This is a genomic window from Rania fehmarnensis, assembly GCF_056494185.1.
Window position 1 is genome coordinate 3,277,761 of sequence record NZ_CM151398.1, and the last position, 25,014, is coordinate 3,302,774.

At 51.8% G+C, this 25,014-nt stretch carries 30 protein-coding genes; 28 read left to right on the forward strand and 2 right to left on the reverse strand.

The window, feature by feature from the left end; translation table 11 throughout:
- Positions 1-399 precede the first annotated feature (399 nt).
- From SH573x_RS11130 to SH573x_RS11155, 6 genes are all read left to right on the forward strand, one after another.
- Positions 400-621 carry a hypothetical protein gene (locus SH573x_RS11130; RefSeq protein WP_479355016.1) on the forward strand — a complete coding sequence of 74 codons (222 nt, stop codon included), beginning with the start codon at positions 400-402 and terminating at the stop codon, positions 619-621.
- A gap of 131 nt (positions 622-752) precedes the next feature.
- Positions 753-1,229, forward strand: coding sequence for a hypothetical protein (locus tag SH573x_RS11135; RefSeq protein WP_479355018.1), 477 nt, complete (start codon positions 753-755; stop codon positions 1,227-1,229).
- 118 nt (positions 1,230-1,347) lie between these two features.
- Entirely contained in the window at positions 1,348-1,722 is a 375-nt protein-coding gene (locus SH573x_RS11140) for a hypothetical protein (protein WP_479354119.1), read from the forward strand.
- 117 nt (positions 1,723-1,839) lie between these two features.
- Complete coding sequence (locus SH573x_RS11145) at positions 1,840-2,331, forward strand: hypothetical protein (RefSeq protein WP_479355020.1); 492 nt, start codon at positions 1,840-1,842, stop codon at positions 2,329-2,331.
- Between the two features lie 60 nt (positions 2,332-2,391).
- Positions 2,392-2,757 (forward strand): hypothetical protein, encoded by a 366-nt coding sequence (locus SH573x_RS11150; RefSeq protein WP_479354138.1) that lies wholly within the window; start codon positions 2,392-2,394, stop codon positions 2,755-2,757.
- 660 nt (positions 2,758-3,417) lie between these two features.
- A complete protein-coding gene (locus tag SH573x_RS11155) occupies positions 3,418-3,876 on the forward strand; it encodes a hypothetical protein (protein WP_479355022.1) in 459 nt (152 codons plus the stop codon).
- Between the two features lie 1,223 nt (positions 3,877-5,099).
- On the opposite strand, the gene SH573x_RS11160 is transcribed toward SH573x_RS11155, so the two are convergent.
- A complete protein-coding gene (locus tag SH573x_RS11160) occupies positions 5,100-5,231 on the reverse strand; it encodes a hypothetical protein (protein ID WP_479355024.1) in 132 nt (43 codons plus the stop codon).
- A 544-nt stretch (positions 5,232-5,775) separates the two neighbouring features.
- On the opposite strand from SH573x_RS11160, the gene SH573x_RS11165 reads away from it, so the two are divergent.
- The 4 genes from SH573x_RS11165 (at position 5,776) to SH573x_RS11180 (ending at position 7,873) form a co-directional block, all read left to right on the forward strand.
- The gene (locus tag SH573x_RS11165; protein WP_479355025.1) at positions 5,776-6,225 is read left to right on the forward strand and encodes a hypothetical protein; all 450 of its coding nucleotides are present in this window, start codon (positions 5,776-5,778) and stop codon (positions 6,223-6,225) included.
- Between the two features lie 93 nt (positions 6,226-6,318).
- Complete coding sequence (locus SH573x_RS11170; protein ID WP_479355026.1) at positions 6,319-6,786, forward strand: hypothetical protein; 468 nt, start codon at positions 6,319-6,321, stop codon at positions 6,784-6,786.
- 112 nt (positions 6,787-6,898) lie between these two features.
- Positions 6,899-7,339, forward strand: a complete 441-nt coding sequence (locus tag SH573x_RS11175) for a hypothetical protein (protein WP_479355027.1) — start codon at positions 6,899-6,901, stop codon at positions 7,337-7,339.
- Positions 7,340-7,444: 105 nt separating this feature from the next.
- Entirely contained in the window at positions 7,445-7,873 is a 429-nt protein-coding gene (locus tag SH573x_RS11180) for a DUF6896 domain-containing protein (protein ID WP_479355028.1), read from the forward strand.
- A 1,296-nt stretch (positions 7,874-9,169) separates the two neighbouring features.
- Here the strand turns inward: SH573x_RS11180 and SH573x_RS11185 are convergent.
- The gene (locus SH573x_RS11185) at positions 9,170-9,304 is read right to left on the reverse strand and encodes a hypothetical protein (protein WP_479354122.1); all 135 of its coding nucleotides are present in this window, start codon (positions 9,302-9,304) and stop codon (positions 9,170-9,172) included.
- Between the two features lie 329 nt (positions 9,305-9,633).
- Here SH573x_RS11185 and SH573x_RS11190 point away from each other — a divergent pair, with 329 nt between their 5' ends.
- The 18 genes from SH573x_RS11190 to SH573x_RS11275 all read left to right on the forward strand — a co-directional run bounded on the left by SH573x_RS11190 (position 9,634) and on the right by SH573x_RS11275 (position 24,900).
- Complete coding sequence (locus SH573x_RS11190; RefSeq protein ID WP_479355029.1) at positions 9,634-10,191, forward strand: hypothetical protein; 558 nt, start codon at positions 9,634-9,636, stop codon at positions 10,189-10,191.
- A gap of 100 nt (positions 10,192-10,291) precedes the next feature.
- Complete coding sequence (locus SH573x_RS11195; protein ID WP_479355031.1) at positions 10,292-10,771, forward strand: hypothetical protein; 480 nt, start codon at positions 10,292-10,294, stop codon at positions 10,769-10,771.
- Between the two features lie 90 nt (positions 10,772-10,861).
- Positions 10,862-11,356, forward strand: coding sequence for a hypothetical protein (locus tag SH573x_RS11200; RefSeq protein WP_479355032.1), 495 nt, complete (start codon positions 10,862-10,864; stop codon positions 11,354-11,356).
- A 1,134-nt stretch (positions 11,357-12,490) separates the two neighbouring features.
- Positions 12,491-12,679 carry a type II toxin-antitoxin system HicA family toxin gene (locus tag SH573x_RS11205; protein ID WP_479355034.1) on the forward strand — a complete coding sequence of 63 codons (189 nt, stop codon included), beginning with the start codon at positions 12,491-12,493 and terminating at the stop codon, positions 12,677-12,679.
- A 4-nt stretch (positions 12,680-12,683) separates the two neighbouring features.
- On the forward strand, positions 12,684-12,899 hold the full coding sequence (locus tag SH573x_RS11210; protein WP_479355035.1) for a type II toxin-antitoxin system HicB family antitoxin: 216 nt from the start codon (positions 12,684-12,686) through the stop codon (positions 12,897-12,899).
- A 119-nt stretch (positions 12,900-13,018) separates the two neighbouring features.
- Entirely contained in the window at positions 13,019-13,561 is a 543-nt protein-coding gene (locus SH573x_RS11215; RefSeq protein WP_479355037.1) for a hypothetical protein, read from the forward strand.
- Positions 13,562-14,346: 785 nt separating this feature from the next.
- Positions 14,347-14,577 (forward strand): hypothetical protein, encoded by a 231-nt coding sequence (locus SH573x_RS11220; RefSeq protein WP_479355039.1) that lies wholly within the window; start codon positions 14,347-14,349, stop codon positions 14,575-14,577.
- The gene (locus SH573x_RS11225) at positions 14,555-14,851 is read left to right on the forward strand and encodes a type II toxin-antitoxin system RelE/ParE family toxin (protein WP_479355040.1); all 297 of its coding nucleotides are present in this window, start codon (positions 14,555-14,557) and stop codon (positions 14,849-14,851) included. Before SH573x_RS11220 ends, SH573x_RS11225 begins: the two co-directional genes overlap by 23 nt.
- A 1,355-nt stretch (positions 14,852-16,206) precedes the next feature.
- Positions 16,207-16,824 (forward strand): hypothetical protein, encoded by a 618-nt coding sequence (locus tag SH573x_RS11230; RefSeq protein WP_479355042.1) that lies wholly within the window; start codon positions 16,207-16,209, stop codon positions 16,822-16,824.
- A gap of 312 nt (positions 16,825-17,136) precedes the next feature.
- Positions 17,137-17,787, forward strand: coding sequence for a hypothetical protein (locus SH573x_RS11235; protein ID WP_479355044.1), 651 nt, complete (start codon positions 17,137-17,139; stop codon positions 17,785-17,787).
- 213 nt (positions 17,788-18,000) lie between these two features.
- Entirely contained in the window at positions 18,001-18,690 is a 690-nt protein-coding gene (locus tag SH573x_RS11240; protein ID WP_479355045.1) for a hypothetical protein, read from the forward strand.
- A gap of 452 nt (positions 18,691-19,142) precedes the next feature.
- Positions 19,143-19,292, forward strand: a complete 150-nt coding sequence (locus SH573x_RS11245) for a hypothetical protein (RefSeq protein ID WP_479355047.1) — start codon at positions 19,143-19,145, stop codon at positions 19,290-19,292.
- A gap of 96 nt (positions 19,293-19,388) precedes the next feature.
- The gene (locus SH573x_RS11250; protein WP_479355048.1) at positions 19,389-19,853 is read left to right on the forward strand and encodes a hypothetical protein; all 465 of its coding nucleotides are present in this window, start codon (positions 19,389-19,391) and stop codon (positions 19,851-19,853) included.
- 104 nt (positions 19,854-19,957) lie between these two features.
- Positions 19,958-21,142, forward strand: coding sequence for a TlpA family protein disulfide reductase (locus tag SH573x_RS11255; protein WP_479355050.1), 1,185 nt, complete (start codon positions 19,958-19,960; stop codon positions 21,140-21,142).
- An 803-nt stretch (positions 21,143-21,945) separates the two neighbouring features.
- On the forward strand, positions 21,946-22,593 hold the full coding sequence (locus SH573x_RS11260) for a leucine-rich repeat domain-containing protein (protein WP_479355052.1): 648 nt from the start codon (positions 21,946-21,948) through the stop codon (positions 22,591-22,593).
- 686 nt (positions 22,594-23,279) lie between these two features.
- Positions 23,280-24,098: an alpha/beta hydrolase gene (locus SH573x_RS11265; protein ID WP_479355054.1), complete on the forward strand. Its 819-nt coding sequence runs from the start codon at positions 23,280-23,282 to the stop codon at positions 24,096-24,098.
- Positions 23,996-24,334: a GNAT family N-acetyltransferase gene (locus SH573x_RS11270; RefSeq protein ID WP_479355055.1), complete on the forward strand. Its 339-nt coding sequence runs from the start codon at positions 23,996-23,998 to the stop codon at positions 24,332-24,334. The genes SH573x_RS11265 and SH573x_RS11270 overlap by 103 nt, the downstream gene beginning before the upstream one ends.
- A gap of 32 nt (positions 24,335-24,366) precedes the next feature.
- Entirely contained in the window at positions 24,367-24,900 is a 534-nt protein-coding gene (locus tag SH573x_RS11275; protein ID WP_479355057.1) for an O-acetyl-ADP-ribose deacetylase, read from the forward strand.
- Positions 24,901-25,014 lie beyond the last annotated feature (114 nt).

Here is a 25,014-nt window from a genome sequence, read left to right on the forward strand (position 1 = left end):
CGATGGTGGATCGACCAACATTCCTACGTCGTCCCATGTCGTCTAGTCTGCCTATTTTGTTGCCGCAAACGGGGATAATTACTTATCCCTGGTTGGACGAAACTGGGATAAGTGCCGCTCAACCGGGGATAATTAAGTTGACAAACCAGGGATAAGACCCCAAAATCCGGTTATCCAAACCCCAACTGGGATAAGAACAAGTTCGTCCTTGCAGAGGCAAACCACTCATCGAATGGAAGCTGATTGTTGTCCACACTCAAAGGCAAATCGTTCGTAGCAGGGCTTGTAACTGCAGTAGCGTTGTGGTGTCTTTGGTGGATTTTCTTTACGCCTCATTTCATGGGTGGCCATGTAGAGGACTCTCCGTCTGGGAAATACACTCTCACTATATTTGCACCGATGGATGAAACCTTCGCGGGAAACTACGTGATCACGCTGATCGATAAACCAACTGGCAACACGCTTCGCTCCACGACGGTGAAACTCAATACCAAAGAGAGAACAAAACCCCTGCGTGGCTGTCCCATATCGATGATCTGGGATGCTACCGAATCGACCGCGGACATCACAATCGATGGAGATTTTCTAGTGCGAGTATCCGTTCCGGAAGTCTCGCCATAGTATAAAATCAGGACGAACAAAGACGTGCACCGAAGCACGCGAACAATCGTTTCTTCGATGGTCGACATCACCGCGCGTGCTCGGTGACGTCTGCCGTTCTGAGATCGATGGAAGCAACACACCAACACCAAATGAGATACGTTGCCTGCATTCTGTTGGGGTTTGGTCTTGGCGTGTTTGCCACCTATTGCTTCGTCAACTTTGCCAGGAATACACCTCTTCCGACACCCATTCTTGCACAACCAAAATCCATCACAGTATTTCTGCATCCATGGGGTGGATACGAGGCCGGGACGACAAAAGCCGTACGTATTCCGATCGAGCGGCAGGATGAGATATACCGTCGACTGGTTCCCGACACATATTACGGCAACATCTATGAACACGTGACCCCGCTCGTGGCCGAGGCGGTCATTGAGCATCTCGACCAAACCGAAACCAGAGTGTTGGTAAGGGAGGGCGGACATAACCCCGCGATCGTATCCGTAGATGGGGTCAATTACTTCTACGCTAAAAACGAGCCTAACGTGCACGAAGGAGCGATTGAAATCATCAGTATAGCGAGGGAAATCGCTCATGCACAACAAATCCAATCCAAAACCAATTAAGATCACAGAACAAAGGGTTGCAGACTAAGCCCTCGATGGGCCGGTGTGACTTGCGTTGAGCCACTTGCTCGGGCTCGCTGAACCCGGACGTTCGTCCTTCACAGCCGAGACCAACACTATGGCGCAATTGACCAAGAGTGGATTTGAAAGCCAAGCAGTAGTTTGGTCAGGCTGTGCACTTTCCGGCATCGCGCTTCCATGGATGAATCAAACAGCATATCTGTTTGCATTGGGCATTACACTCACTTTTTTTGGACTGGTCCAATCGTATTGGGGCAGTCTCACCGAGTTCCCGGAAAGTCCACGAACCTACTGGTACGTTATGGGTGTACTGTTGACAATGCTGATAGGCATTACAGTCCCAACGACCATTCGCGACTATTTGCCCGGACCGCTCGCGATCTTACTGCTGATGTTGATTGCCTTCGCGATTCAACTGGCGATTATCGCAATTGCCAAGAAGTGTTGGGCGAAACGGGCTTCACTGAACTAGGTCAAACCGAAAACAAAATGGACGAACCAAGTGTTGCACGCGAGTTGCCGAAATCGCGTTTACGTAATGGAAGCTCATGCGCGGCAACCGCGTGAACACTAACGTTCGCTGAGAACCATGAACATCGTCACCGCGACAATCGAAGAATGGCGTGACCTCGGATTCCACTACGACGTGGACGACGATCATCGCATTTGGATCCTAACCGGCTCCCCGAAGGGACTGTCGCGATTCGCGAGGATTCTAAGACAGTTTGCTTCAGACCCTCGCAACGATGTCCGATGCGAGCACGATCACTATGGCCCCTACGGCTATCTGAAGATCATGAACAATCCCGACGAACGAGGATTCAATTCGAATGCGATTTTTGCGCCTCGCTGTGAATTTGCAAAACTGGCCGACCTCATCGACTCACGATTGGCTAATTCCAAAACTGGGTCCACGATTGACCTCTCACGCGACTTTGCGCCTAATTCTGAATACGAACTTCGGTTGATCGTTGCTCCTGAGGGTTTCGATCCCGGCTTGTTCGATCCTTGGGTGCGACAGAAGATCAGCGAACAAAGCGGTGAACCGGAGCCGCCGATGACGCCGGATTTGAAATCATAGTTTTTGGCGGCGGCCCGGTTACCGCCGTCGTTCTGTCGCTAACTTGCAACCGACATTGCCATGCCACACGATGTTGCTTCCTATGATGATGAACAGCAGCTTACGGCGTATGTCTGGCACAACTATTGCCATCTGCTCACACCGCTCGAAGCATTAACCGACAAGACGCTGCTCGCGGAATCAAAAGCAGAGCATACAAGCGAACAGATGGCTACATTGCTTCGACAACGTTGGAACGCGAAGAACAACCCAAATGTGTTTGCTGCGCTTGCGGATGGATCGGATGCATTCCGACGGCGCGTTCGGGAACGAATTGTGAAGGAATTAGCATTACAAATTGTCATCAATCGATGTCCACAATGTTCGCGATTGGTGGCGACTCCCAAAGCACGGCAGTGCTTGTGGTGTGGACATGACTGGCATTGACTCGTGTCGCCGACATTGTCGTACAATGGGAAGGACATAAACGGCGCGACAGAACAAAGCCGTGAACCGGAGCACGCGATCCGGCGTTTAGAAATGGAAGCCGTACTGGCGCGTGCCCGGTTACGGCAGGTCGTTCGTCCGCTCAATCATGAAACTGATTGCCCAAAATTGCGACGGAGTATCCACGCATCATCTGCAATGGACAATGACGGCCGAGGGAGGTTTCGCGACTGTAGTTGCTTACTGGTACGAGGGCCAGTCTCGTAGGAGCAGGACATTCCAACTGGACTTTTCTGACGCGAGGATCGCCGATGTGGCTAACCTTATTCGAGGGCTCCGCTCTAGCTATGAGGGAACAGCGGACGATGCGCCTGACTACCGATTAATGGTGTCAATTGGAGCAGAGCGATTGGAAACAAGTGTTTCCAACACATTGTTCGGGGATGAAGATACTGATTCTGATAGGATACGATTTCGACAGGCTTGGGAGCCAATCGCTGTCGAAGTCGAAAACACACTTTCACTTCCTGGTCGCGCTTAGAACGCGGACGAACAATCCGATGAACCCAAGCGGCGGATCAGGCGTTTGCTGACATCACAAATTTTTTGCCGCCGCTGGGTTATCGGTGGCGTTATTTTGCTTAAGGCCATGAACTAACAGTGCAGATTGAATTGGAACTAATCGATGCATTGTCTCGCCCTGCTATCTTTAGGGTGGCGTTTCTCGGTGCGACCGACCGCTTCTTGCTGCAATACCCGCAATGTCGCGGACTACGGTTCTACACTGCGAATGGTGACATCGCTGCCGAATGGGGAACCCGCGTACTGATATCTACTCCGCTTGACGACTTCGTGCTCACTCCCAAATCCAGAATCGCATTCGATCTGCTCGCTAACATCAATCCAGTGCCGACAGCTGAAAGTCTGTGGAACATCATCCTTCCCAACGGTGAATACTCAGTCAAATACGTGTATCATGTAGATCGCGACACAGACTGGTACGACTTTCTTGCAAAGCGATCTCGGTTTGCTGGAATAACACCGATTTGGCGCGGGACTGGAGAATCGAACGCAGTGACCATCACAATCGCCAACAGCACTGTGGACACTGCAAAATAACAAAGAAATGCACGCGAGTTGCGGATCACGCGTTTCCTGATGGTGAATCACATGGCCGCAACCGCGTGATTTCAATCGTTCCCGCTGTCAGATGCTCGCAATACTTTATGCATCAATTAATGCTTGCTCTTGTTCGTACCGGCAGTTGCGCTGTCGGCCTGCCGGTGCCTTACGGCGACCGGCAGAGGTTCTGTCGGCCTTTCAGGCCTGGACACTGAGTTGGTTTGACTCCAACGCTCCGAGCATTGAAAGTTAGCTGCGCAGACTGTTGGTCTGGAACCGAAGGAGTAAACGCTCATCAGCGAACGTCCAGGCCTGAAGGGCCGGTAGAATCTCTGCCGGTCGCCGTCAGGCACCGGCACGCGCGATCGGCGAAGGTTGTTGGCAAGTTCAAGACATGCTGCCGAACGGACAATCGATAAACCGTGGTGGTATTCCTCTGTGTTCTCTGTGCCTCTGTGGTTCAATCAGCCTTGGCCGATGCAGATGTTGCGGCTCCAATTGTCGACCGGCTATACTGCAAGCTGGATTGCCTGGGTGCCAAAACATCGGGAACCAGGCAATGCACCGGAGCCGCCGGTCATCTCCAACTTACTAACGAAATCATCCCGGCGGCCGCGGTGATTGCGAACCGTTCCCGATGTCAGATGCTCGCAATACTTTATGCATCAACTAATGCTTGCTCTTGTTCGTACCGGCACTTGCGCCGCCGGCCTGCCGGTGCCTTACGGCGACCGGCAGAGGTTGTGTCGGCCCTTCAGGCCTGGACACTGAGTTTGCTTGACTCCAACGCTCCGAGCATTGAAAGTTAGCTGCGCAGACTGTTGGTCTGGAACCGAAGGAGTAAACGCTCATCAGCGAACGTCCAGGCCTGAAGGGCCGGTAGAATCTCTGCCGGTCGCCGTCAGGCACCGGCACGCGCGATCGGCGAAGGTTGTTGGCAAGTTCAAGACATGCTGCCGAACGGACAATCGATAAACCGTGGTGGTATTCCTCTGTGTTCTCTGTGCCTCTGTGGTTCAATCAGCCTTGGCCGATGCAGATGTTGCGGCTCCAATTGTCGACCGGCTATACTGCAAGCTGGATTGCCTGGGTGCCAAAACATCGGGAACCAGGCAATGCACCGGAGCCGCCGGTCATCTCCAACTTACTAACGAAATCATCCCGGCGGCCGCGGTGATTGCGAACCGTTCGTTGCGATAGAATACGGACATGGATACCGTCTACATCGAAACATCGGTCATCAGCCACGCGACCGCTTGGCCGAGCATAACCCAGCGATCGCCGTATTGCAGGATCAAGCCAAGCAGTGGCTCGAATTCGAAGCGCCGAAATATAGGTTGGTGACGTCTCAATTCGTGATTGATGAAGCATCGAGAGGTGATCCAGATGCAGCCACACGAAGGCTGAGCGCATTGCAAAATGTAGGCCTTCTGTTGCCTGATCCTGAACTTGAAGCCATTGCCGACAAGATCGTGTCGGGATGCATGATGCCACCCAAAGCCAGATTAGACGCTTTGCACGTAGCCTCTGCTGTACTTGCTGGAGTAGAATATCCTCTGAACGCAGAATTGCCGGCACATCGCTAACGCAACAGAACTTCCAAGACTCTATCGACTCCTGGACGATCTGCAGCTGCCTCGGATTTTGATTTGCACTCCTGCTCAATTTCTCGGAGACCCAGACGATGACATCTAACCCAATACTGGATGAAATACACGCAACGAGACAAAAGCTACTAGCAGAGCACAACGGTGATCTTCATGCGTACGTGGAAGCCGCTCGCAAACGGGCACGTGAGTCAGGGCGTCCTATCATCCAACCTAAGCAACGAACAAAGCATTGCATCGAAGTCGCCGATCAGCCGCTTCCTGATGGTGGCTCTACCCCGGCGACTCGATGAATGCCAGCGTTATCGAAAACAAGCTCAAATTTGCGACTGTTCGTGAAATGCAATTCAGGATTGTTACAATTGGATGGGTCATGGTGTACGTGGCATTGGCGATTAGCTCACTGCGCTATCCGACAACCGAAATTGCGACCGCTGTCAAACTGCTCTGCGTAATATCTATTGCCTTAGCCGCTGTGCTTGCGTTTGACCGGAGATCAACTTCACACTTCGCTTTTGTCGTCTTCGCGATAGCGACAGCGACTCACCTGGAGGTTGCTTCGCAAATGATCATCTCGACTATGCTGCAACTCGGGGTCACCACCGGATCAACCGAGTACAGTAATCTCAAAGAAATGCTATACTACCACTCGGTATTTGCTGTCGGTCTTTTCGGATTCCTTTTTGGCACGCTGATAACGAGGGCACGCCTCAATGACGCGCAGAAAGAAGATCGATAACAAAGCGGTGAACCCAAGTCGCCGATTGTGTCGTCCCTTGAATCAACATCAAACGCGGCGACTGGGTTACCGCCGTCGTTATCCCCGATGAACATGAGTCCTCCAAGCGTCTATCTCTACGACTTTCGCGACGGTAAGCATTGCCTTTACCTTGGCGACTACACAACGTCCGAGGGACTGAGACTCGTGCCCGGTGGTTCTCAGATACTTATAAAACACATCTACGCCGATACGATGCCTGAACTGCCTGATCACTTAGCAGGGCCGCAGAGTATTGATACGACCGTTGGCTTTATCGACGCCATTCACTCGATCGTTGACTTCGAATGCGCGATAAACGCAGGAACGACGCTATCATCACATGACGATTGCGAATGCCATTTTCAATTCGTTGATCGAGATGGCTGCGAAAATGTGCTACGATGCGCCGTATCACTGACAGTGGCTGAAACTTTGTGGAATGCACTGCTTGCGAATCGCGGCAAGTACCTAACGATCGACGATCACCTTGTGTTGTCCACGTATGACACGTTCGATGACTATTTGGCTACGTTGAAATGAAACGCGGATAACCACGCGTTGGACCATAGCCGCGTTGGCTACCCATTTTTCAATGGTTGATCAATCGACGCGGCGATGGTCAACGCACTCGTTATTTGCCAGAAGACGGGTGATGGCGAAGAAAAAGCAATCCTTAAACGACCCGAGGGAACTTGTCGCGATTCATGCTGATGTCGTTAGCGCGAAGTACTTTTCAGTGGTTGATGAGAAGGGCAAAGAACGCGCCTCAATGTCACTGGCAGGAGCGAAAGAGGATTGCGCGCAGATTTGTATTTACGGAAATGATGGTAAACCTCGAATAACCATGCAGGTGAATCGAGATGAGTCATCTATTACAATTGAGCAAGCCGGTTCAATACCAGGAGTGTCGCTTGTGGTTTCGAATCGTTCTAATGGAATTGGTATTGCTGACTCGCTAGGTAGACCTATTTACCAGTGTGGCATTTATCACGATCCAAATTACGCGGGTCGAAACGGAAAGCCCGCAATCCTACTCCGCGACTTCGAAAGTGGTGAAGGTTGGGAAATTATCGTCGGGCAATCTGACAGCTAGTGGCAAATAACAAGGTCGTGCACCAAAGTTCGCGGTCAGGTGCTTTTGATAGGGTAGCGTCACCTGCGCGAACTTGGTGACGACTAGCGTTATTTGGCACAGGCAATGAATCTCGCACTACTCCAAGCCTTCATTGCTGATCAACGCCGGGCCAAGTCGCTTGTCGCATCTAAACTGGGATTCCCAACGGACATCCGTGCTCTTGAATGGGCAACCAGCTTCACTCAAATACGTAACGCCTACGCCGCAAATCCGTTTGCAGATGTTTTTCGCCCTCACGGCTATGGCCTCGAAATTAAAACCTCTGACTTGTACATCGATTACGACTACTCCGAGTCAGGGCGTCCAGATGGATTTGACTCATGGCGAATCTTCACACACATCATGGCCGGTGACTTTGACAATCGCGGCAACGACAAACACATTTCCGATCGAGTCGATGCTTGGTTTGACAAACTGATTGCTGATGGCACAATCATCAAGCACGACAATTTGTTCTACATGGCCGACCCCGATTTGACCGTGAACCGCTGACAGTCATTTTCCACACAGGTATCATCCACTATACTGAACCTTCGGCACGCGTCATCGGATCCAGCCAAATAACCAAGCCGTGAACCGGAGCACTCATTCACGCGGCAACTGAACTTATAGTCTTCCGTTCGTGCCCGGTTACGGCGGTCGTTCCCGCTGTCAAATACTTGATCCGTAAACTAATGTGCGATGGGCTCTCCACCGACCTTGTGTCGGTGGGAGCACGACTTTCTGGCTAGCACTCTAGCCGAAGAAGTCACCGGTCCACCGAGCAAGCTCGGTGGGGCCGCAGGGACACTGGACGTGCTTCCATGCTGAAGACAAATGCGTCTTGGATCATCAGAAGCTGCATTGGGGTGATTTACTTCGGAGATTACTGCGAATCGGACAGCTCAGAATCGGTGGGTGCTAGAAAAGACACGCAGCGAGAACAACGATCGGCAACGGCGGTTGCTCTTCTCTGTGTCTCCGTGCCTCTGTGGTTCAATCTGTCTTTCGTAATCCTGCACACTGATGAAACTGGCGATCGGCGGAACGTAGTTGCGGCTTCGATTGCATACCGGCTATACTTCAAGCCGTGTTGCCGGGTGCCGAAAAACATCGGGAACAAAGCGATGCAACCGAGTTCTCGATCGTCCCCAGCTTACTATTTGATCAACCGCTCGAACCGGCTGATCGCCGCCGTTATTCAATGCAAAATGATGATCGTCAATTATGGCATTCACTAGAAAAGCGGGCACTTGGGACGAGTTGTGTGGGTGCCTCGCGCGTTTCTACGGGGAAACTGTTGCGCGAGTTTGGTTTGGCGATTATCTCGCGATGTACTTGGAAGTTGGCGACCAAATTGGTGCTTATCCGCGTAGCGGACGCGTCAAGTGCTGTCGAAATGTATTCGTGGGTTACGATTGGTTTCTTTTGACAGCGTCAGAAGGCACAGTTGAACGAAATGCTCCCGGTGCGGAGGCGGCTGTAACGCGCCTGCTCTTGCACGCGACGATCACATGCGCGACTAGCGTTATCGGCGGCGACCTATGCTTGCACTTTGAAAATCGATGTGTACTCCAGTCGCGTGGCGGACCGGAGTGGTCTCTATTTGAGGCTCCAAATGTTAACTTCTCACTGGATAATGGTGATCCAATAATTGAGTATACTCATTGATGGCTTAAACCCTTGCGTCGGCAAGAGAGAATAACAACGCGTTGGACCACAGCCGCGTTGGGGACCCCTTTTCCAATGGTCAATCAATTGACGCGGCGATGGTCAACGCCATCGTTCCCGCTGTCAAACGCTACAGACTTAACGCACGATCAGAGAGACTGCATCAGGTCCAATCCATGACAGACGAAAATGCATACGCTCCGGTTGTCGCAGACTCAAAGGTCGCGCCGCGTAAACACCGTTGGTTGTATCGATTTCTAATTCTAAACGCATGGTTGTTCGGGCTACCGATTGGGTTGGCAATCGCGGCTTTGGTAATGCTTGCAGTGAACGGCGTTCAAATCAGTGGTACGTCGGGTTTCCTTGGACTGGACACAATGCTATTCGCGGTGTCTTGCATTGCGATTCCGAATCTGATCATGGCTGTGGTGTGCCTAAATGAAAAACTTCGTGGTGTCGTTACTCAGCAAGAATAAATCTCTCGCCCAACTCAGACACAGCAAGAATCTGGCGATCAGCAGAAATCAGTTGCGGCTTCGATTGCATACGGGCTATACTCCAAGCCGTATTGTTGGGTGCTAAAGAACATCGGGAACAAAGCGTTGGACCACAGTCGCGTTGGCCGCCGCTTTTTCAATGGTCAATCGATCGACGCGACGATGGTCAACGCTACCGTTACCCGACTGAAACCTATGTTGCTCTCGGACTTCGAAACGTTACTCGACACTTCAACAGCTGACGCAATCGCCTTTGCGCGATCGATGGTGCTCGACGAATTGCCCGACAGCATGACGTATCGCGTTTTCCCCAATCAATCCTACGACGAACACTGCGAGCCTGACGACGTTGTGTACCCGGATGACTCGCTTGATCACACTCATGATTACGTCGAAATGGGGCGCGATGACTGCATCCGATACCTCTACCGTGACGGGCGTGTTCCTCAGTGGATCGACATTAGCGTTGGGGCGGTTGATCAAAATCTTACGTACATACACTTGCGTTGTTGTGGACGTTTCACCGCAGACGATGAAAGGCTATACTACAAACGATTTGATCGCGGACCATTTGGCATCAAATCACCGGCAATTCCACCTCACATCGAACTCGGAGACCGTTCGACCAAGTTTTGGATTGGCGACGCGGTTCAGCCGCCTTGAATCGGGTAACAAAAAAATGCACGCGAGTTGCGGATCGCGCGTGTCCTGATGGTAAGTCACCTGGCCGCAACCGCGTGATTTTTGGCGTTACGTCACAAACATGGACCGAACAATCGCCTATCTGTGGTCGCGACACAAGCCACCCGCTGATGACGCGGCTGACTGGGCAATGGCGTTGCTCGACGCGGGGCACGACTCTGACTCTATTCGTCGCCTGACTGACCGACAACTGGCCAACAGTGATCGGGAACGTTTGACGGCAAATGTACTTCGCGAATTGAACCTTATCGATTTGTTGGATGCGTCAACACTAACCCAGGAATACGAACGTGGGGTAATCGATGACTATCTTCAGGGCCGGATTGATGGGGAAACGTTAATCCAACGCTGTTGTGACATTCACTGGGACCGACATGATGACGACGGTTACCGATTCTGGATGGCTTTGGCGGATGACTCATGCCAACACGATGGACTGGGCTTCTGCATCACTTACGATTTCATAAATCAAGACTTTGACACTGCACTTAGATCTGCGATACTTCAATCGGGACGACCACTACCGGAAACTGTGACGTAACCAAGCCATGAACCCAAGTCGCCGTTAGCGTCGTTCATTAAATCCAAATCAATCTCGGCGACTGGGTTATGGCCACCGTTCGCATCAGTCATGCGTAAGAAATTCATCGTCATTGCATCGTTGTTCGTCACGTTCGCCTGTGTTGTTGCTATAGTCAATCAGCGCAGTATCTCGGTGTCGTATCATCGTTATCAGATGCAACGCAACTATGATGCGACATTTGCTGATGACGAAGACCTCGGCGGAGGGTTCCGTGGGTTCACGCTTGGCGCATCCTACGATGCCTTTGAGTACCATCGAGACGCACTGGTCACGCTAGGTGAGGTACATGCAAACAAATATTTCCTGAACCATTTGGTGCCAGGGACAGAAGAGAAGAGGCATTTTTGGAGAATGATCTGCCAAAAGGATTGCCCGGACAACATCTACATCATTGGTGAGCGAGACGATGTCGGAAAACCGTGGCCTATGACCGTATGGTGTTGGCCAAATGACACTGTAAAATGGAACGACTACATAGCTTCTCGTGACACAGATAGCTACGCCAAAGACTTTATGGAAAGTGGATCGGCCGATAGCAAGTGAGATGCGAACAAAGCGTTGGACGCGGAGCCGCCGATCGCGTCGTTCTTGAAGTCAATGTTGATTTGCGGCGGCCCGGTCAACGCAACCGTTCCCGATGTCAGATGCTCGCAATACTTTATGCATCAACTAATGCTTGCTCTTGTTCGTACCGGCACTTGCGCCGCCGGCCTGCCGGTGCCTTACGGCGACCGGCAGAGGTTGTGTCGGCCCTTCAGGCCTGGACACTGAGTTTGCTTGACTCCAACGCTCCGAGCATTGAAACTTAGCTGCGCTGCATGGTGGTCTGGGATCGAAGCGGGTAAACGCTCATCAGCCAGAGCCCAGGCCTGAAGGGCCGGTAGAATCTTTGCCGGTCGCCGTCAGGCACCGGCACGTGCGATCGACAAAGGTGGTTGGCAAGTTCAAGACATCCTGCGGAACGGACAATCGATAAACCGTGGTGGTAACTCTCTGTGTTCTCTGTGTCTCTGTGGTTTAATAGGTTTTGGCTGATGCAGACACGCCTATGAAACTGGCAAAGCAGCCAAGCGAAGTTGCGGCTTCAATTGTCGACCGGCTATACTGCAAGCTCGATTGCCTGGGTGCCCAAACATCGGGAACTAGGCAATGCACCGGAGCCGCCGCTCATCTCCAACATACTAACAAAATCAATCCCGGCGGCCGCGGTGATTGCAAACGTTCGTCGTATCAGACAAGAAGGACCAAAATGAGATCTTTAATGGGTATATTGGTTATCGGGTTCATCGCCCTAGCTTTAGCTGCGATTTCACACAATGAGCCAATTCGAGCGCAATCGCAAGGCAACTTTCCGAACGTTCCAAGATGGGAATATAAGGTCCTTGAACTTCCCAGCAATACTCGTGATGATCAACTGAATACATTAGGCGCAGAGGGCTGGGAATTGGTGGGTTCGGCGCCGCAGAATGGGGCCCCTTTGACCCTCTTGTACTTCAAGAGACCTCGCCCCTAGTTGTGTGTGAATCAAAGACGATGCCGCAAAGAACAACGAACAACACGATGGACCAAAGTCCTCAATAGTCTCGACTTTCAATGGATGCCCAATCCCTTCGGACTTGGTCATCGTCAACGTTCGTCGACCATAAACCTGTTGAAATCCTCAAGGAATCTCGCGTCGTGACTGTTCGAGAAGTTCTTCGTATAATAGAAGACGATGGTTGGATCCTGGTTTCTCAAAAGGGCAGTCATCGTCAATACAAGCATCCAACCAAAACAGGGCGGGTTACTATCGCTGGGCATCCGAAGGACGACTTAGCTCCCGGCACACTGAACAGCATTCTGCGGCAAGCCGGACTGAAGGACTAAAACAATGACACCCAAGTATTTGATCGTCATCGAGAAGACGCTGAACAACTTATCTGCGTTTTCGCCTGACCTGCCCGGTTGTGTCGCAACGGGTGCTACGAAATCCGAAGTGGAAGATCGCATGCGTGAAGCGATCCGCATGCATATCGACGGAATGCGTGAAGACGGCTTGGAGATTCCAGAACCTTCATCGGTCGCCGAATACATCGAAGCTTCCTAGCCGGTTCAAATTGCCGACGAACAAAGGCGTGAACCCAAGTCCTCAATAGCGTCTCTTTTCGAGTTTGCCCAATCCCTTCGGACTGGGTTACGCCTGGCGTTATGTCGCGAGGCACTGTGATGATGACCAGTGAAGAAATGCATCCGCTCGCACGCGACGTACTTGAAGCATTCGCAACACAATCGTACTTCCGGTCACTTCGCTTTGCGAATGCGATTGCTGAACGGAATCCGACGCAATGTGTCCGTTGGGCCTTCAATCTTGTCGAGTCGTTCGTTAACGCATCAATGCCACACGAGGTCATTACTCAAACGCTTTTGGTTATACGCCACGCAACTGAATCCCCATCTGCCGACCAACTTCCGCAATTGGATGAAGTGTCCTGGCAATCGTGGTGTTTAGGTTCGTTCAACGTCGAATCGCCTTTCGCGCAACGTGCTGTAGCGAGGCTTGGCTGGGCATCGATGATTCTGGTCGGCAACATAACTGGAACACACGTCGAATCAGAAAACACAGGGATTCACATTGCGGCAAACGACAATGGAGCGATCCGAGAAATGGCGAATCAATGTGGAATGGCCGTGGACATGCTTTATACTGACACGAACGACGGACGACTGATGGTGGCTGCATCATTCTCGCGCGCGATGGCGGCCCCTTGATTTGTCCAGACCTCAACCCTTCGGTCGAGGTACGACAGAACAATCCAATGCACCCCAGTCGCCGACGGTGCTTTGCTTGATGGTCAATCACTCTCGGCGACGGGGTGATTGGTGACGTTCCCGATGTCAGATGCTCGCAATACTTTATGCATCAACTAATGCTTGCTCTTGTTCGTACCGGCACTTGCGCCGCCGGCCTGCCGGTGCCTTACGGCGACCGGCAGAGGTTGTGTCGGCCCTTCAGGCCTGGACACTGAGTTTGCTTGACTCCAACGCTCCGAGCATTGAAACTTAGCCGCGCTGCATGGTGGTCTGGGATCGAAGCGGGTAAACGCTCATCAGCCAGAGCCCAGGCCTGAAGGGCCGGTAGAATCTTTGCCGGTCGCCGTCAGGCACCGGCACGTGCGATCGACAAAGGTGGTTGGCAAGTTCAAGACATCCTGCGGAACGGACAATCGATAAACCGTGGTGGTAACTCTCTGTGTTCTCTGTGTCTCTGTGGTTTAATAGGTTTTGGCTGATGCAGACACGCCTATGAAACTGGCAAAGCAGCCAAGCGAAGTTGCGGCTTCAATTGTCGACCGGCTATACTGCAAGCTCGATTGCCTGGGTGCCCAAACATCGGGAACTAGGCAATGCACCGGAGCCGCCGCTCATCTCCAACATACTAAACAATCAATCGCGGCGGCCGCGGTGATTGCGACCGTTCGTCCACTGGGACGGCCCAACACGCTGTGTCGACATGGGCGCTAGTCGGAGCTAGAATAGCAGAGTGGAGACGAGCTATGGAAATTGAAGCTTTTATTGACACACTCAACCCCGAGCAGCAGCAGGCCGCCTTTGATCTTCTTTGGCAGCGCTTGGCTGCTGATTCACTCGCATTGAATTCTCCCGCCTGGCACGGGGATGTGCTTGCATACCGCACAGCAAATCCCAGTAATGAACCCAACATGTCAGTTGCCGAGGCAATGATCGCAGTAAAACGGATGGTCAATGAACGTCGAAGTTCGCAATGAGGCGCAGTGGGATAATGCCGAAGGCGTAGCTTTCTACGACCGGCAAGGTTTTGGCGCTGGCGACTATTTTTACCAACGTATCTTTGAGGACATAGAATCGCTTCGCGAGACAGCAGGCATTCATGAAACACATTTTGGCTACCACCGCAAGATCGCCAGTCGCCATCCTTTTCTGATCTATTACCGATTGGTCACAACAAGCGTCGAGGTAGTCGCTGTCCTTGATGGTCGGTCAAGCCCCTCTAATACCGATGCGTTGCTCCGACGCCGTTAAAGTAGACCAACCAAACGCGACATGCCGCGATAGACATGCCGATCAATCTGCCATGCTGACGAGGGATGGCAGTGGAATCACCTATCACTGCTTCGAGATGGCTTGAAACTGGCGATCGGCAAAACCAGTTGCGGCGTCGACTGCAGACCGGCTATACTCCGAGCCGCGTTGCCGGGTTCAAAAAACATCGGGAACAAAGAATTCCACCACAGCCCGCGACGGTGCTTTGCTTGATGGTTGATCAAAAGCGCGGGCGTGGTGATTGCCGTCGTTCGCCACTTTTGGTGTGATCGACAGGCCGAGTAAAGATAGGCACCACGAAGGACACGAAGAGCACGAAGATGGAATTTGACGATTTGACCTATAGGAAATTGGCGGAAATAAAGATCGGACTGCTGATGAACTTCAATGTGACCAAACTTGAAGAGGGCATCAAGCGTTTTGTGCTCTGATTTCCTTCGTGCTCTTCGTGTCCTTCGTGGTAAGACAATCGATGCTCGAGGCTGCGGGTAAAACGTGGCGAACCATCGGATGCACCAAAGTCATATTGCAGGTTCGGTCACGCTGAACCAATCCCTCGCGGCGGGCTGATCGCTAACGTTCCCACTTAAGGACGATCCAAACGATGTTTCATTAGTCGGTTGAATAACATTCGAAGCTGTGGCGACGTAGCTTCACGTGAACATGGCTTTGAACCCAAGCGGCGGATAGGGCGTTTCCTGAAATCAATATTTTTTGCCGCCGCTGGGTTATCGGTGGCGTTCCCGATGTCAGATACTCGCAATACTTTATGTATCAATTAAGTCTTAAGCTTGGTCGTACCGGCAGTTGCGCTGTCGGCCTGCCGGTGCCTTACGGCGACCGGCAGAGGTTCTATCGGCCTTTCAGGCCTGGACACTGAGTTGGCTCGACTCCAACGCTCCGAGCATTGAAACTTAACTGCACAGACCGCTGGTCTGGAATCGAAGGAGTAAACGCTCATCAGCGAACGTCCAGGCCTGAAGGGTGCCTGAAGGGCCGGTAGAATCTCTGCCGGTCGCCGTAAGGCACCGGCACTCGCGATCGGCGAAGATGGTTGGCAGGTTCAAGATCCACATGCTGCAGAACGGACAAACGACAAACCGTAGTTGTAACTCTCTGTGTACTCTGTGCCTCTGTGGTTCAATAGGTTTGGGCTGATGCAGACACGCCTATGAAACTGGCAAAGCGGCCAAGCAAAGTTGCATCTGCTTAGTGGGCCAATCCCGAACTGGACATGGTGAAGTGCTAAGGCTGCAGCCTATATTTACTTAACTGTTGCCCTGCATTACTTTAATGACGAAGTCGTCCCGCCCTAGAAACGCCCGAGACTCAACATGCAAAGAGAATTGCCCAACCCTGCAGAATTAAGAGATCGAAACGCCAAAACTTGGACGTGGAAGTCTGGAATTGGCAGCGACACTTTTCACAATATTCTACATTTAGAGCACAAGTGGCTTTACTGTGTAATGAACATTGGCGATGCGGGTACTCGCGACCAACTGACAGAAGCACTGAAGGGACAGCATCCTATGCTTGCCTTTGGTCAGCCAGATTTGCTGCATATTGATTCGATACGGAAGATGACGGTTGCAAGTTCTATTAAGCTGTTCGAACTAGACCATGGCGAACCAGTTCCGTTCAAAGTCGAGTCCTCGAACAGTGTGGATGACATCTTTGAGACCCTGCGTACCAGAATCACCAGAAAGACTCAGCTAACCGAAGACACGCTTCCTGTAGGAAAGGCAATCCAGGGACCGGCCACCTATTTCGGTCTGCTGGCGATAGGTGAGGTAGCGATTATTTATACCGTCCTCACATCACCACAGGCCAGCCCATTATTCAAATATATTGTTCCGGCGATACCAGCGGCAGTAATGGCTTACTTTCTGATAAAGATGATTTCCAGGATTGTGTCGCCTCCGTCCATGGTAACGCTGGCTGTCGTGGATTAGTTCAATCGCACCTTGGTCCGCTATAATTTGAGCCTTAGTGCCTGGGTGCTGAAAAACCCGGGAACAAAGACGTCCACCGAAGCACGCGAACAGGGTTTCCCTAATGGCGGAGTCAACTGCGCGTGCTCGGTGACATTCGCTGTTCGGCCTACATCCATGTCGAGAAGACCCAAGTATTGCGAGCAAGACTTTCCGCCGCCCGGAACAGTTTTCGCTGCGCCGACGCGTGATGGTCGTTTTGCAGTCGGCAGGGTTCTCCGCCGACAGCTTCATGGTGGCGCGCAGGGAGCACTTATCGCGGCCACTCCCTGGTTGGGCAACGAAGTGCCGTCGCTGGATATTCCAGAACTGCGCGAGACGCTGATCCTTGATCACCATAAATGGCAGTGCACACCGAGCATTGTTTGGGTCCACGACCCCATGCCCGATGATTTCATCCTTGTCGGGCAAATTGAACTGCCGGCGAACGACCTGGCGGCGAAAAGCGACGCATTTTCCGGTTGGCAGAGTGTGCCATTGGACGCCCTCGTGCAATGGCGGTGGAATCATGATCGTACTGCCCTTTTGCGCGACGAGGCTCAAGCGGCGGCAGAACATGCGGAAATGCTGCGCAAGCGAGCCGAGGCTCGTGCCGAATTGATGCGTACGCTGACGCTCGACGATCTGATCAACCGAAACTGGTTTGAATCATGGGATGCTGCTGATTGTAATCTGCCGCTCAGCGAGTGCCGTTTCTTAATGGCCAGCTTCGTGAACGGGTTGCAATCCCTTCCCAAGCTCACGCTTGGAATCGTAAAGAAACACTTGAAGCAGTCCGTGCGGGAGTTCAATCGACTGGACGCCGAACATCACTTCATCGCAACGATCGAGCGAGAAGACCTCTGCGAAGCGTACGAACAGGTCGCATGTGCCGCGAAGTTTCCGCAGGCCGTGGATCAGATACACAAGTGGCGGGATTGGTGACTGTCGAAGAATGGCAGCGCGCTGATGTCGGCTTGGAGTACTGTTCGGCGATCCAAATGCTTCGCCTGGTGCCAAGGTCAGTCGTAACCCGTTATACTCGACGAACCAAACGATGCACCCAGCCGCGAACGGTGCTTTAATTCAATGGTCAACCAATCAATCGCGGCGGGGCGATCGTAGACGTTACGCTATAGAGACTGGAACTACATCTAGATGACAAACTTCCTTTTCCGAAAAGGCGATCCGCCGCATCGCAAGCATCATGAAGAGTGGTTAATGACCGCGCTTATTAAAGCTGATACCGCTTCCATATTCGTCGCCTTGGCCGCAGGAAAAGGAATTTTCAAACTACTCAAATCTGCGCCACTGGAAGCATTGAATGAGCCTCGTGCGGACAAAGACATTCCTGATGGTGGACGGTCACAAGCTTTCCGGCGAATCCATTCACCCTGGCTTCAAATCAGTTCATTCCGGGCCGGGATTCATGTGTATGGAAATACACAGTCACTCTCCAAGAAGTTAGATACGGTAGTTTATTCGACGTTCGATACAGAAGATGGTTTTTCCTATCTGCTCTGCGACAAGGGCAAACTGATCGAATCATATCAGCGATCGTCGGAGGATGCATATGACTGGGTACCCGAAGAGGACCGAAAGAAATCAGATAAAGTACGCAGTGACGGTAGCGAGATTCTCAACACCAAGCGAAAAGTCGATTTCAGTACGGAGACTGGCGCAGTGGCTGATTTGGAGTCATCGCTGTTGGACGAGTACGAAATTGATCCCGTACCGGTCGAATGGTCCTACTCAAGAAAGTCGAACGTCTTCAAAGCCAAGAAGCCTTACAACTTGAAAGACATTTCCGAACTGTATTGGTTGGACTTCGGAATGGAGGAAGACTGAGCTTAACCAAGCGGTACTATTAAGCGGAGATCGTCAACCGCAATAGGAATTGAATCCGTAGCGACTTCACCGATGACTGCGTTCCATGCCTCTCATCACTAGAAGCATTCCGTGATTTACGGATTGAAGATTCAAGGATGACTGATGCGTCCGTGGAGAAGCTGCAAATGGTTTTACCTAATACGAAAGTCGACACAGAGCGAAGTGGAGTCACCTACTTAAGCTCTAAAAAATAGGGACAGAACCATCGGATGCACCCCAGCCGCGAACGGTGCTTTACCCGAATGGCCACCCAATCCCTCGCGGCGGGGTGATCTGTGTCGTTTTGCGTCTATTAGTGTTCCTTCTTTCGATCTCTGTTGGGAACACTAATGAACGCTAATCTTCACTAATCCTAGCGTGCCGCCAAACTTGATTGCTGGGTTTGATCAAGCTGCTGAGGCTGGCGAACCGTGTCGCGTACATTCGCATGGGCTGCTAAACTCAGCTACTGTGAAACTGACGGTCGAATTGACACTTTGCCTTGGACCGATAAAGACAAAATTGTGTTTCGCTTACCTGCTGTAGGTGATGCCAACCCTCGAGGTCAAGACCTCGGATAACCATCGCATGTAACGGAGCCGGCGGTCGGGTCGGTTTTGAAATCAACGCATCTCGCGCCGGCCCGCTGATGCGTGTCGTTCTGCCCATGAGTTTCTATGACCCCTGAAGACGAAGCAGAGTGCCGAAGAGTTGTCTTTGGCTATGCAATTGAACTCAATGATTGGGAAATTCAGAAGTTTATCTTTGATCGATTGCAGGACGGCAGGCATGTGGCGCCTTCGCGTGCAGCATTGGTTGAAGGAATGACTGCGGAGCAGTTCATAGATCGCCACATTGATATCTTTGAACGTTACATTTTTCCACGTGACAGAAAGTATGGAACAAATCCTGGTGGTCCAGCGATGATTGGAAGAGACGGGAGATTCTTCGATGTGAATCTGGAGACCATCAATTCGGTAGTCGAACGAACCAAGTCTACGATTGAAGTCATTACATCTTGGGGATGCATTCTTCCTGGTGGTAAGACGATGTTTGTGCTCAAGAGAAAATCCGGACGCTGGCTAATTGATAGTCTGAAGTGTGAGAAACACGATGGCGGCTGGGAAAATGGCCTGATATGATGGCAGAACCAACGGGTTGCAGACGAAGTCGCGGTGGTGCCCATTTTTAGTGGAACGTCACTGGCTGCGACTTGGTGACGTGTGCCGTTCCTGAGAGATTCCAAATGCCCGAATTATTCAAGCGACTATCAGCTGCATTGGTCATGCTGGTGATGCCAACCTTCGCTCTGGGCGATGAACCATTGGTTGGCGAGTCACGAAACACTGCCATTGCAAAACTTGGCGCAGTGTATGGCGAGCTTGCCGCGCTCAATCAGATTTTGTTGAGCGACCTGGAAGTCGCGGGCAAAGCCCAAGATGTTCCCGCTATTCACGCGGTCCATGCTCAAAAGGAGAAAGACTTCGAGAGCCGTGCAGGGGAGCTATTGAATTTGGCACAACGAGTTCCAGACACGGAACTGGCTCGGGATGCAGCAATCTTGATTCTTAATACCACGTACTACGGCGAACGTGATGCAGCAATTGATCTGCTGCTCGAGCACCACATTGAATCGCCAAGGATGCGAGAGGCAGTAACATGTTTAGGTTACACAACGAGAAGAACGGAGATCGTTGAGCGTGTGCTGAGAGAAAGTAAAGATGAGCATGTTCGTGCGCACTGTCGCCAAGTTCAGGCTGACACGTGGATGGAGTCCGAATCCACGAGGCCCGAGGCAAAAGAAATCCTGTACGACTTGCTACGAGTTGGCGAGGGAATTCCGTTCCATCGCGGTGGAGTGTGGGGGCCAGGATTGCCAAAACGCACTGTCTCCGAGGTCGCATCGCTCATGCTGAGCAAGATAAATGCTCAAGATTCAGTACAAGTCGGGCAACCACTCGCCAACTTTTCCGGAAAAGATCTAATGGGCAAGCCCGTTGCAATCTCGAACTACCGAGGGAAAGTCACCTTAGTAGTTTTCTGGGCAACGTGGTGCGGGCCATGCATGAAGCTCGCTGAGCTGGAAAGAAAGCTTGTTGAGCGCTATGCTGGATTGCCCTTTGACATACTCGGAGTCTGTGGGGACGCCGAGGTAACACAGGACGTGATCAAGATCGCTACCGAGCATGGAATGACTTGGACGAGCATGCACGATGTTATCGATGGCGGCCAGAAGTTTTCTGAGGCTGTCGGTCTTCATCGCTGGCCATTTGTGATCTTGTTGGATCGAGACGGTATCGTGGTAGATACAGAGTTGTCAGGAGGCGTCACTGATCGTCCTGATCTTCAGCAAGCCGAATTTTGTGAGGCGATTGAGAAGTTGTTGCCTGAGTTTAAACCAACAAAAACTGACCAGAGTGGATCGAAGTAAGGATTTGACGCAAAGGGCCAACGCCCCTCGTTGGATCGTAACATCGGGAACAAAGCGTTCGACCACAGTCGACATGTCGTGAGGTCCAGAATGAGATATCTTAGCTTTGTATTTCTGCTGGCAATCTACATGTCCACGCCATTTGTGGCCGAACTACCCGCTCAGGATATTCTCGGTGCCTCTGTGGTTCAATAAGTCTTCGCCGAGGCGGACAGGGCTATGAAACTGGCAAAGCGGCCTAGCGAAGTTGCGGCTTCAATTGTCGACCGGCTCTATAATGCCATACCGTACTGCAAAACTATCGTCCTACGAAGCGTATCGGATATCTGAGAACGATGATCCGGATGAACGATTGTGCGCGCACGAAGAGCGTGGTCTTCTGTTGTTGCGATTCCCATTCGCAGTGATGCTGGAGGTCGCCTATCCAGAAATGGACTTTGCAAATCGCTGGTGTTGGGAGACGCTTGGCCCCAAAAACGGTCCATGCTACCAGTTTCAATCCAACTATCCATGCTGCACAGACGAGTCTGAACACGAGCATCAAGGTGTATGGTGTACTCATTGGTTCGCAAAGACTGACTACGATTTTGGATTCAACGAATGGTATTTTCGCGACCGGCAACATCACGAAATGTTCCTGTCTTTCGTGCCAATGATAAACTGGGGCGAACGCTTCCCAGACTGACCTTGCGATCAAAGTTGAAGAGGCGAACTAAGCGATGAACACGAAGCCTTCGAACAGCCGTTTTGACTCGCGTTGAGTCGACTGCTCGGGTTTGGATATCGCGGTCGTTCGTTATGTTATGATGCGCCCTCAATTCACAATTCGTACCTTGATGATTGGCACGATGGTCTTCGCATGCGTTTGCGGAGGCATTGTCTGGAATTGGCAACGAACGCAGCGTCGTCATGAAGCGATTGTTTGGTTAGGGGATCAAGCCGGACACGTTTCATATTACGGACCGAACCTTGTCCACGAAATCAACCTAAGCGGGAAACGTCTCGACAAGAAGACATGGTTTCATGTGTCGGTGCTGCGAGAGGTGCGAATGGTTTGGCTAGACGAAACCAACGTTACAGGGGCTGACTTGGACTGCCTGTCGCATTTTCAGAGTCTAGAACTCCTTTCATTGATGGACACAAATTTAACCGATGCGGAGTTGCCGGTGCTATTGCGCCTTCCAAAGCTAGAGCAGCTGTATTTAAACGGGACCGGTATCACGTCCGATGGGATCGACACACTCTCCAGCTTGCCGAGGCTTGTAAACCTCAGTATTTCCAATACGCAGGTAGACGACGAAGCGATACTCGCCCTCATTAAGATGAAGCGACTGCAGACTCTCAACGTTTCTTCAACTAGCATTTCGGCTGACGGACTTTCTCGGCTGCGGCATGCGATGCCCAGATGCCAGGTCTTCCCAAATCCTGAGACGAACAAAGCCGTCAACTGAAACGATCCAATACATTGGCGCCGCCTCAGAGGATGTTCGAAGTGAGGGGCGACTGGGTGATCGCCGCGGTTCGTCCAATCAAAGTTCGTAAGCTTCACCGTGAATCCATACGAATCGCCAGCGCAGACTCATCAATGGAAACCCCAATCGCCATGGCCGCGTTTTTTCGACTGGCTTAGCTGGATGTATCCTATATGTTTCGCGGTGACTGCCATTGGGACCACGATGTTTCTCCGAGCCAGTTCGATCAGCATAGGACCAATGCAGTATGACTTCTACTTTGTGAATGCTGGGAATTGGCAGCAATTTTGGTATCGGATGACATTGATGCTGATTATCTTCTCGCCGATTGCCGCTCTGGTTGGACCTTGCGTTCAGCTCGTCTGGCGCGATAGGCCGATGCGGCAGCGGGTTCAGTTTGTTGGCGTCACGGTTGGAGCCTGGCTTGGGGCAGTCTCGCTATTGTTAATCGCAGGGGTGCCAGTAAGTGACTTTCTTTTCGATTGAAACAAACCTACTGCAGGTTCGACTACGATGGTTAAAAGAGCCACGTTGAGCAGAACTCCTTGCTCGAATGTATGAATAATAAACCATTGGACTCGAAGCTCTTGATCGGCCTCTTTGACTCGCGTGAAGCTATCTGATCGGGCTCGATCCATCTTGTCGTTATCGCTTTGGGTATCAACATGCGTTTTTCAATTTTATGCCTGCTTTTCGCAACGATAGTTGGTTGCAAAAGTCCTGAGTTACCGTCAGACCCGATACCGCAGCACGACACCTTCAAGATTCAGTCCTCGTCGCTTGGAGAAACTCGTGTAGTTTGTGTTTGGATTCCACCAGAGTACAACGACACCGAGAACTCTTATCCAGTACTGTACATGCCCGACGGTGGCATCAAGGAAGACTTTCCCCATATAGCCAATACACTGGCTAAATTGGTCGCCACGGGTTCGATACCGCCTACGATATTGGTTGGAATTGAGAACACGGAACGTAGACGAGACCTCACTGGACCCTCGGATGTGGCTTCTGACGAAAAGATTGCGCCTTTGTCCGACGGATCAACCAAGTTTCGGCAATTCATCGCTGAGGAACTTGTTCCGGAGATCAACCAGCGTTATCGAACAACCAGTCGGCGATCGATTATTGGCGAGTCTGCGGCCGGACTGTTTGTCGTTGAAACTTTGTTGTTGCAGCCTGAGATGTTCGATTCCTACATTGCGATGGATCCAGCACTCTACTGGAACGACAGATATTTGGTCAGAACTGCAGTAGAGCATTTCGCGAAGTTTCCACCCACAAAGATTCGTTTCTGGTTTGCTGGCTCCGAGGCTGGTGACATTCAACCGCACACTCGTCAGCTTAAGTCACTTCTCACAAACAGCGCGCCTGACAATTTGGAATGGAAATACTCGGACGAGCCTGGCGAAAAGCACAACACGATTTTCCGGTCCAAGAAAGAGGTGGCTATCAAGTGGACTCTTGGCTCGATCCCAAACAAGTGATAACCACGTGCTTAGCTGTCGATCCACTGCATCATGGCTGTGGTCTGGGCAGGGCATTGATGACGACGGCCCTAAAATCTATTCATGCACAGGGTTTTCGGAAAACTGTTCTGTGGACGCAGCCGTCGATGGTTGTCGCACAGCGGCTTTACGAAAGCCTGGGATTTGTTCGCAATGTTTCTCGTGACCCAACCCTCGATGGCACTCCGTTTCTGGCTTACGATATTGGATGGTAATTGTCAGCGTTCGGCGAGTGAAGGAGTGGTACATGGCTAGTGGCGTCACTGCGCGAATGCGAGTGGTTGAGGGCGACATCACGCAACTAAAAGTCGACGCGATCGTCAACGCCGCGAACGAGTCACTTCTCGGCGGTGGTGGCGTGGATGGAGCTATCCATTTGGCAGCCGGGCCGGGACTGTTGGAGGAATGCAAAGAACTAGGTGGATGCCCAACGGGACAAGCCAGAATGACGCTGGGCTACCGACTGCCGGCACGCCACGTCATTCATACTGTTGGGCCCATCTACGATGGTGGTGGCTACGGTGAGGCTGAACAGCTGGCGTCGTGCTATCGAGAATCGCTCAGACTGGCCACGGAGGCTGGGCTGGAATCTATAGCCTTTCCCTGCATATCGACCGGCATTTTTGGTTACCCAAAAGATGAGGCATGTGGAATTGCGATCTCGGTTGTCACTGAGTGGCTGGCCACATACACGGCACCGAAGGTGGTGACGTTCTGTTGTTTCTCGTCCCAGGATGCGGAGCTATATCGCGCTCGTCTGGCAAATAACGCCGAACTATAAAATGCAGGTTATGCCAAGGCGCGAAGGCGCAATGGTGGTGCCGAAGCGATCTAGCCAATCAGTCATCGGTCCACCGAGGCGAGCTCGGTGGGGCCGGAGTGATCTAGCCAATCA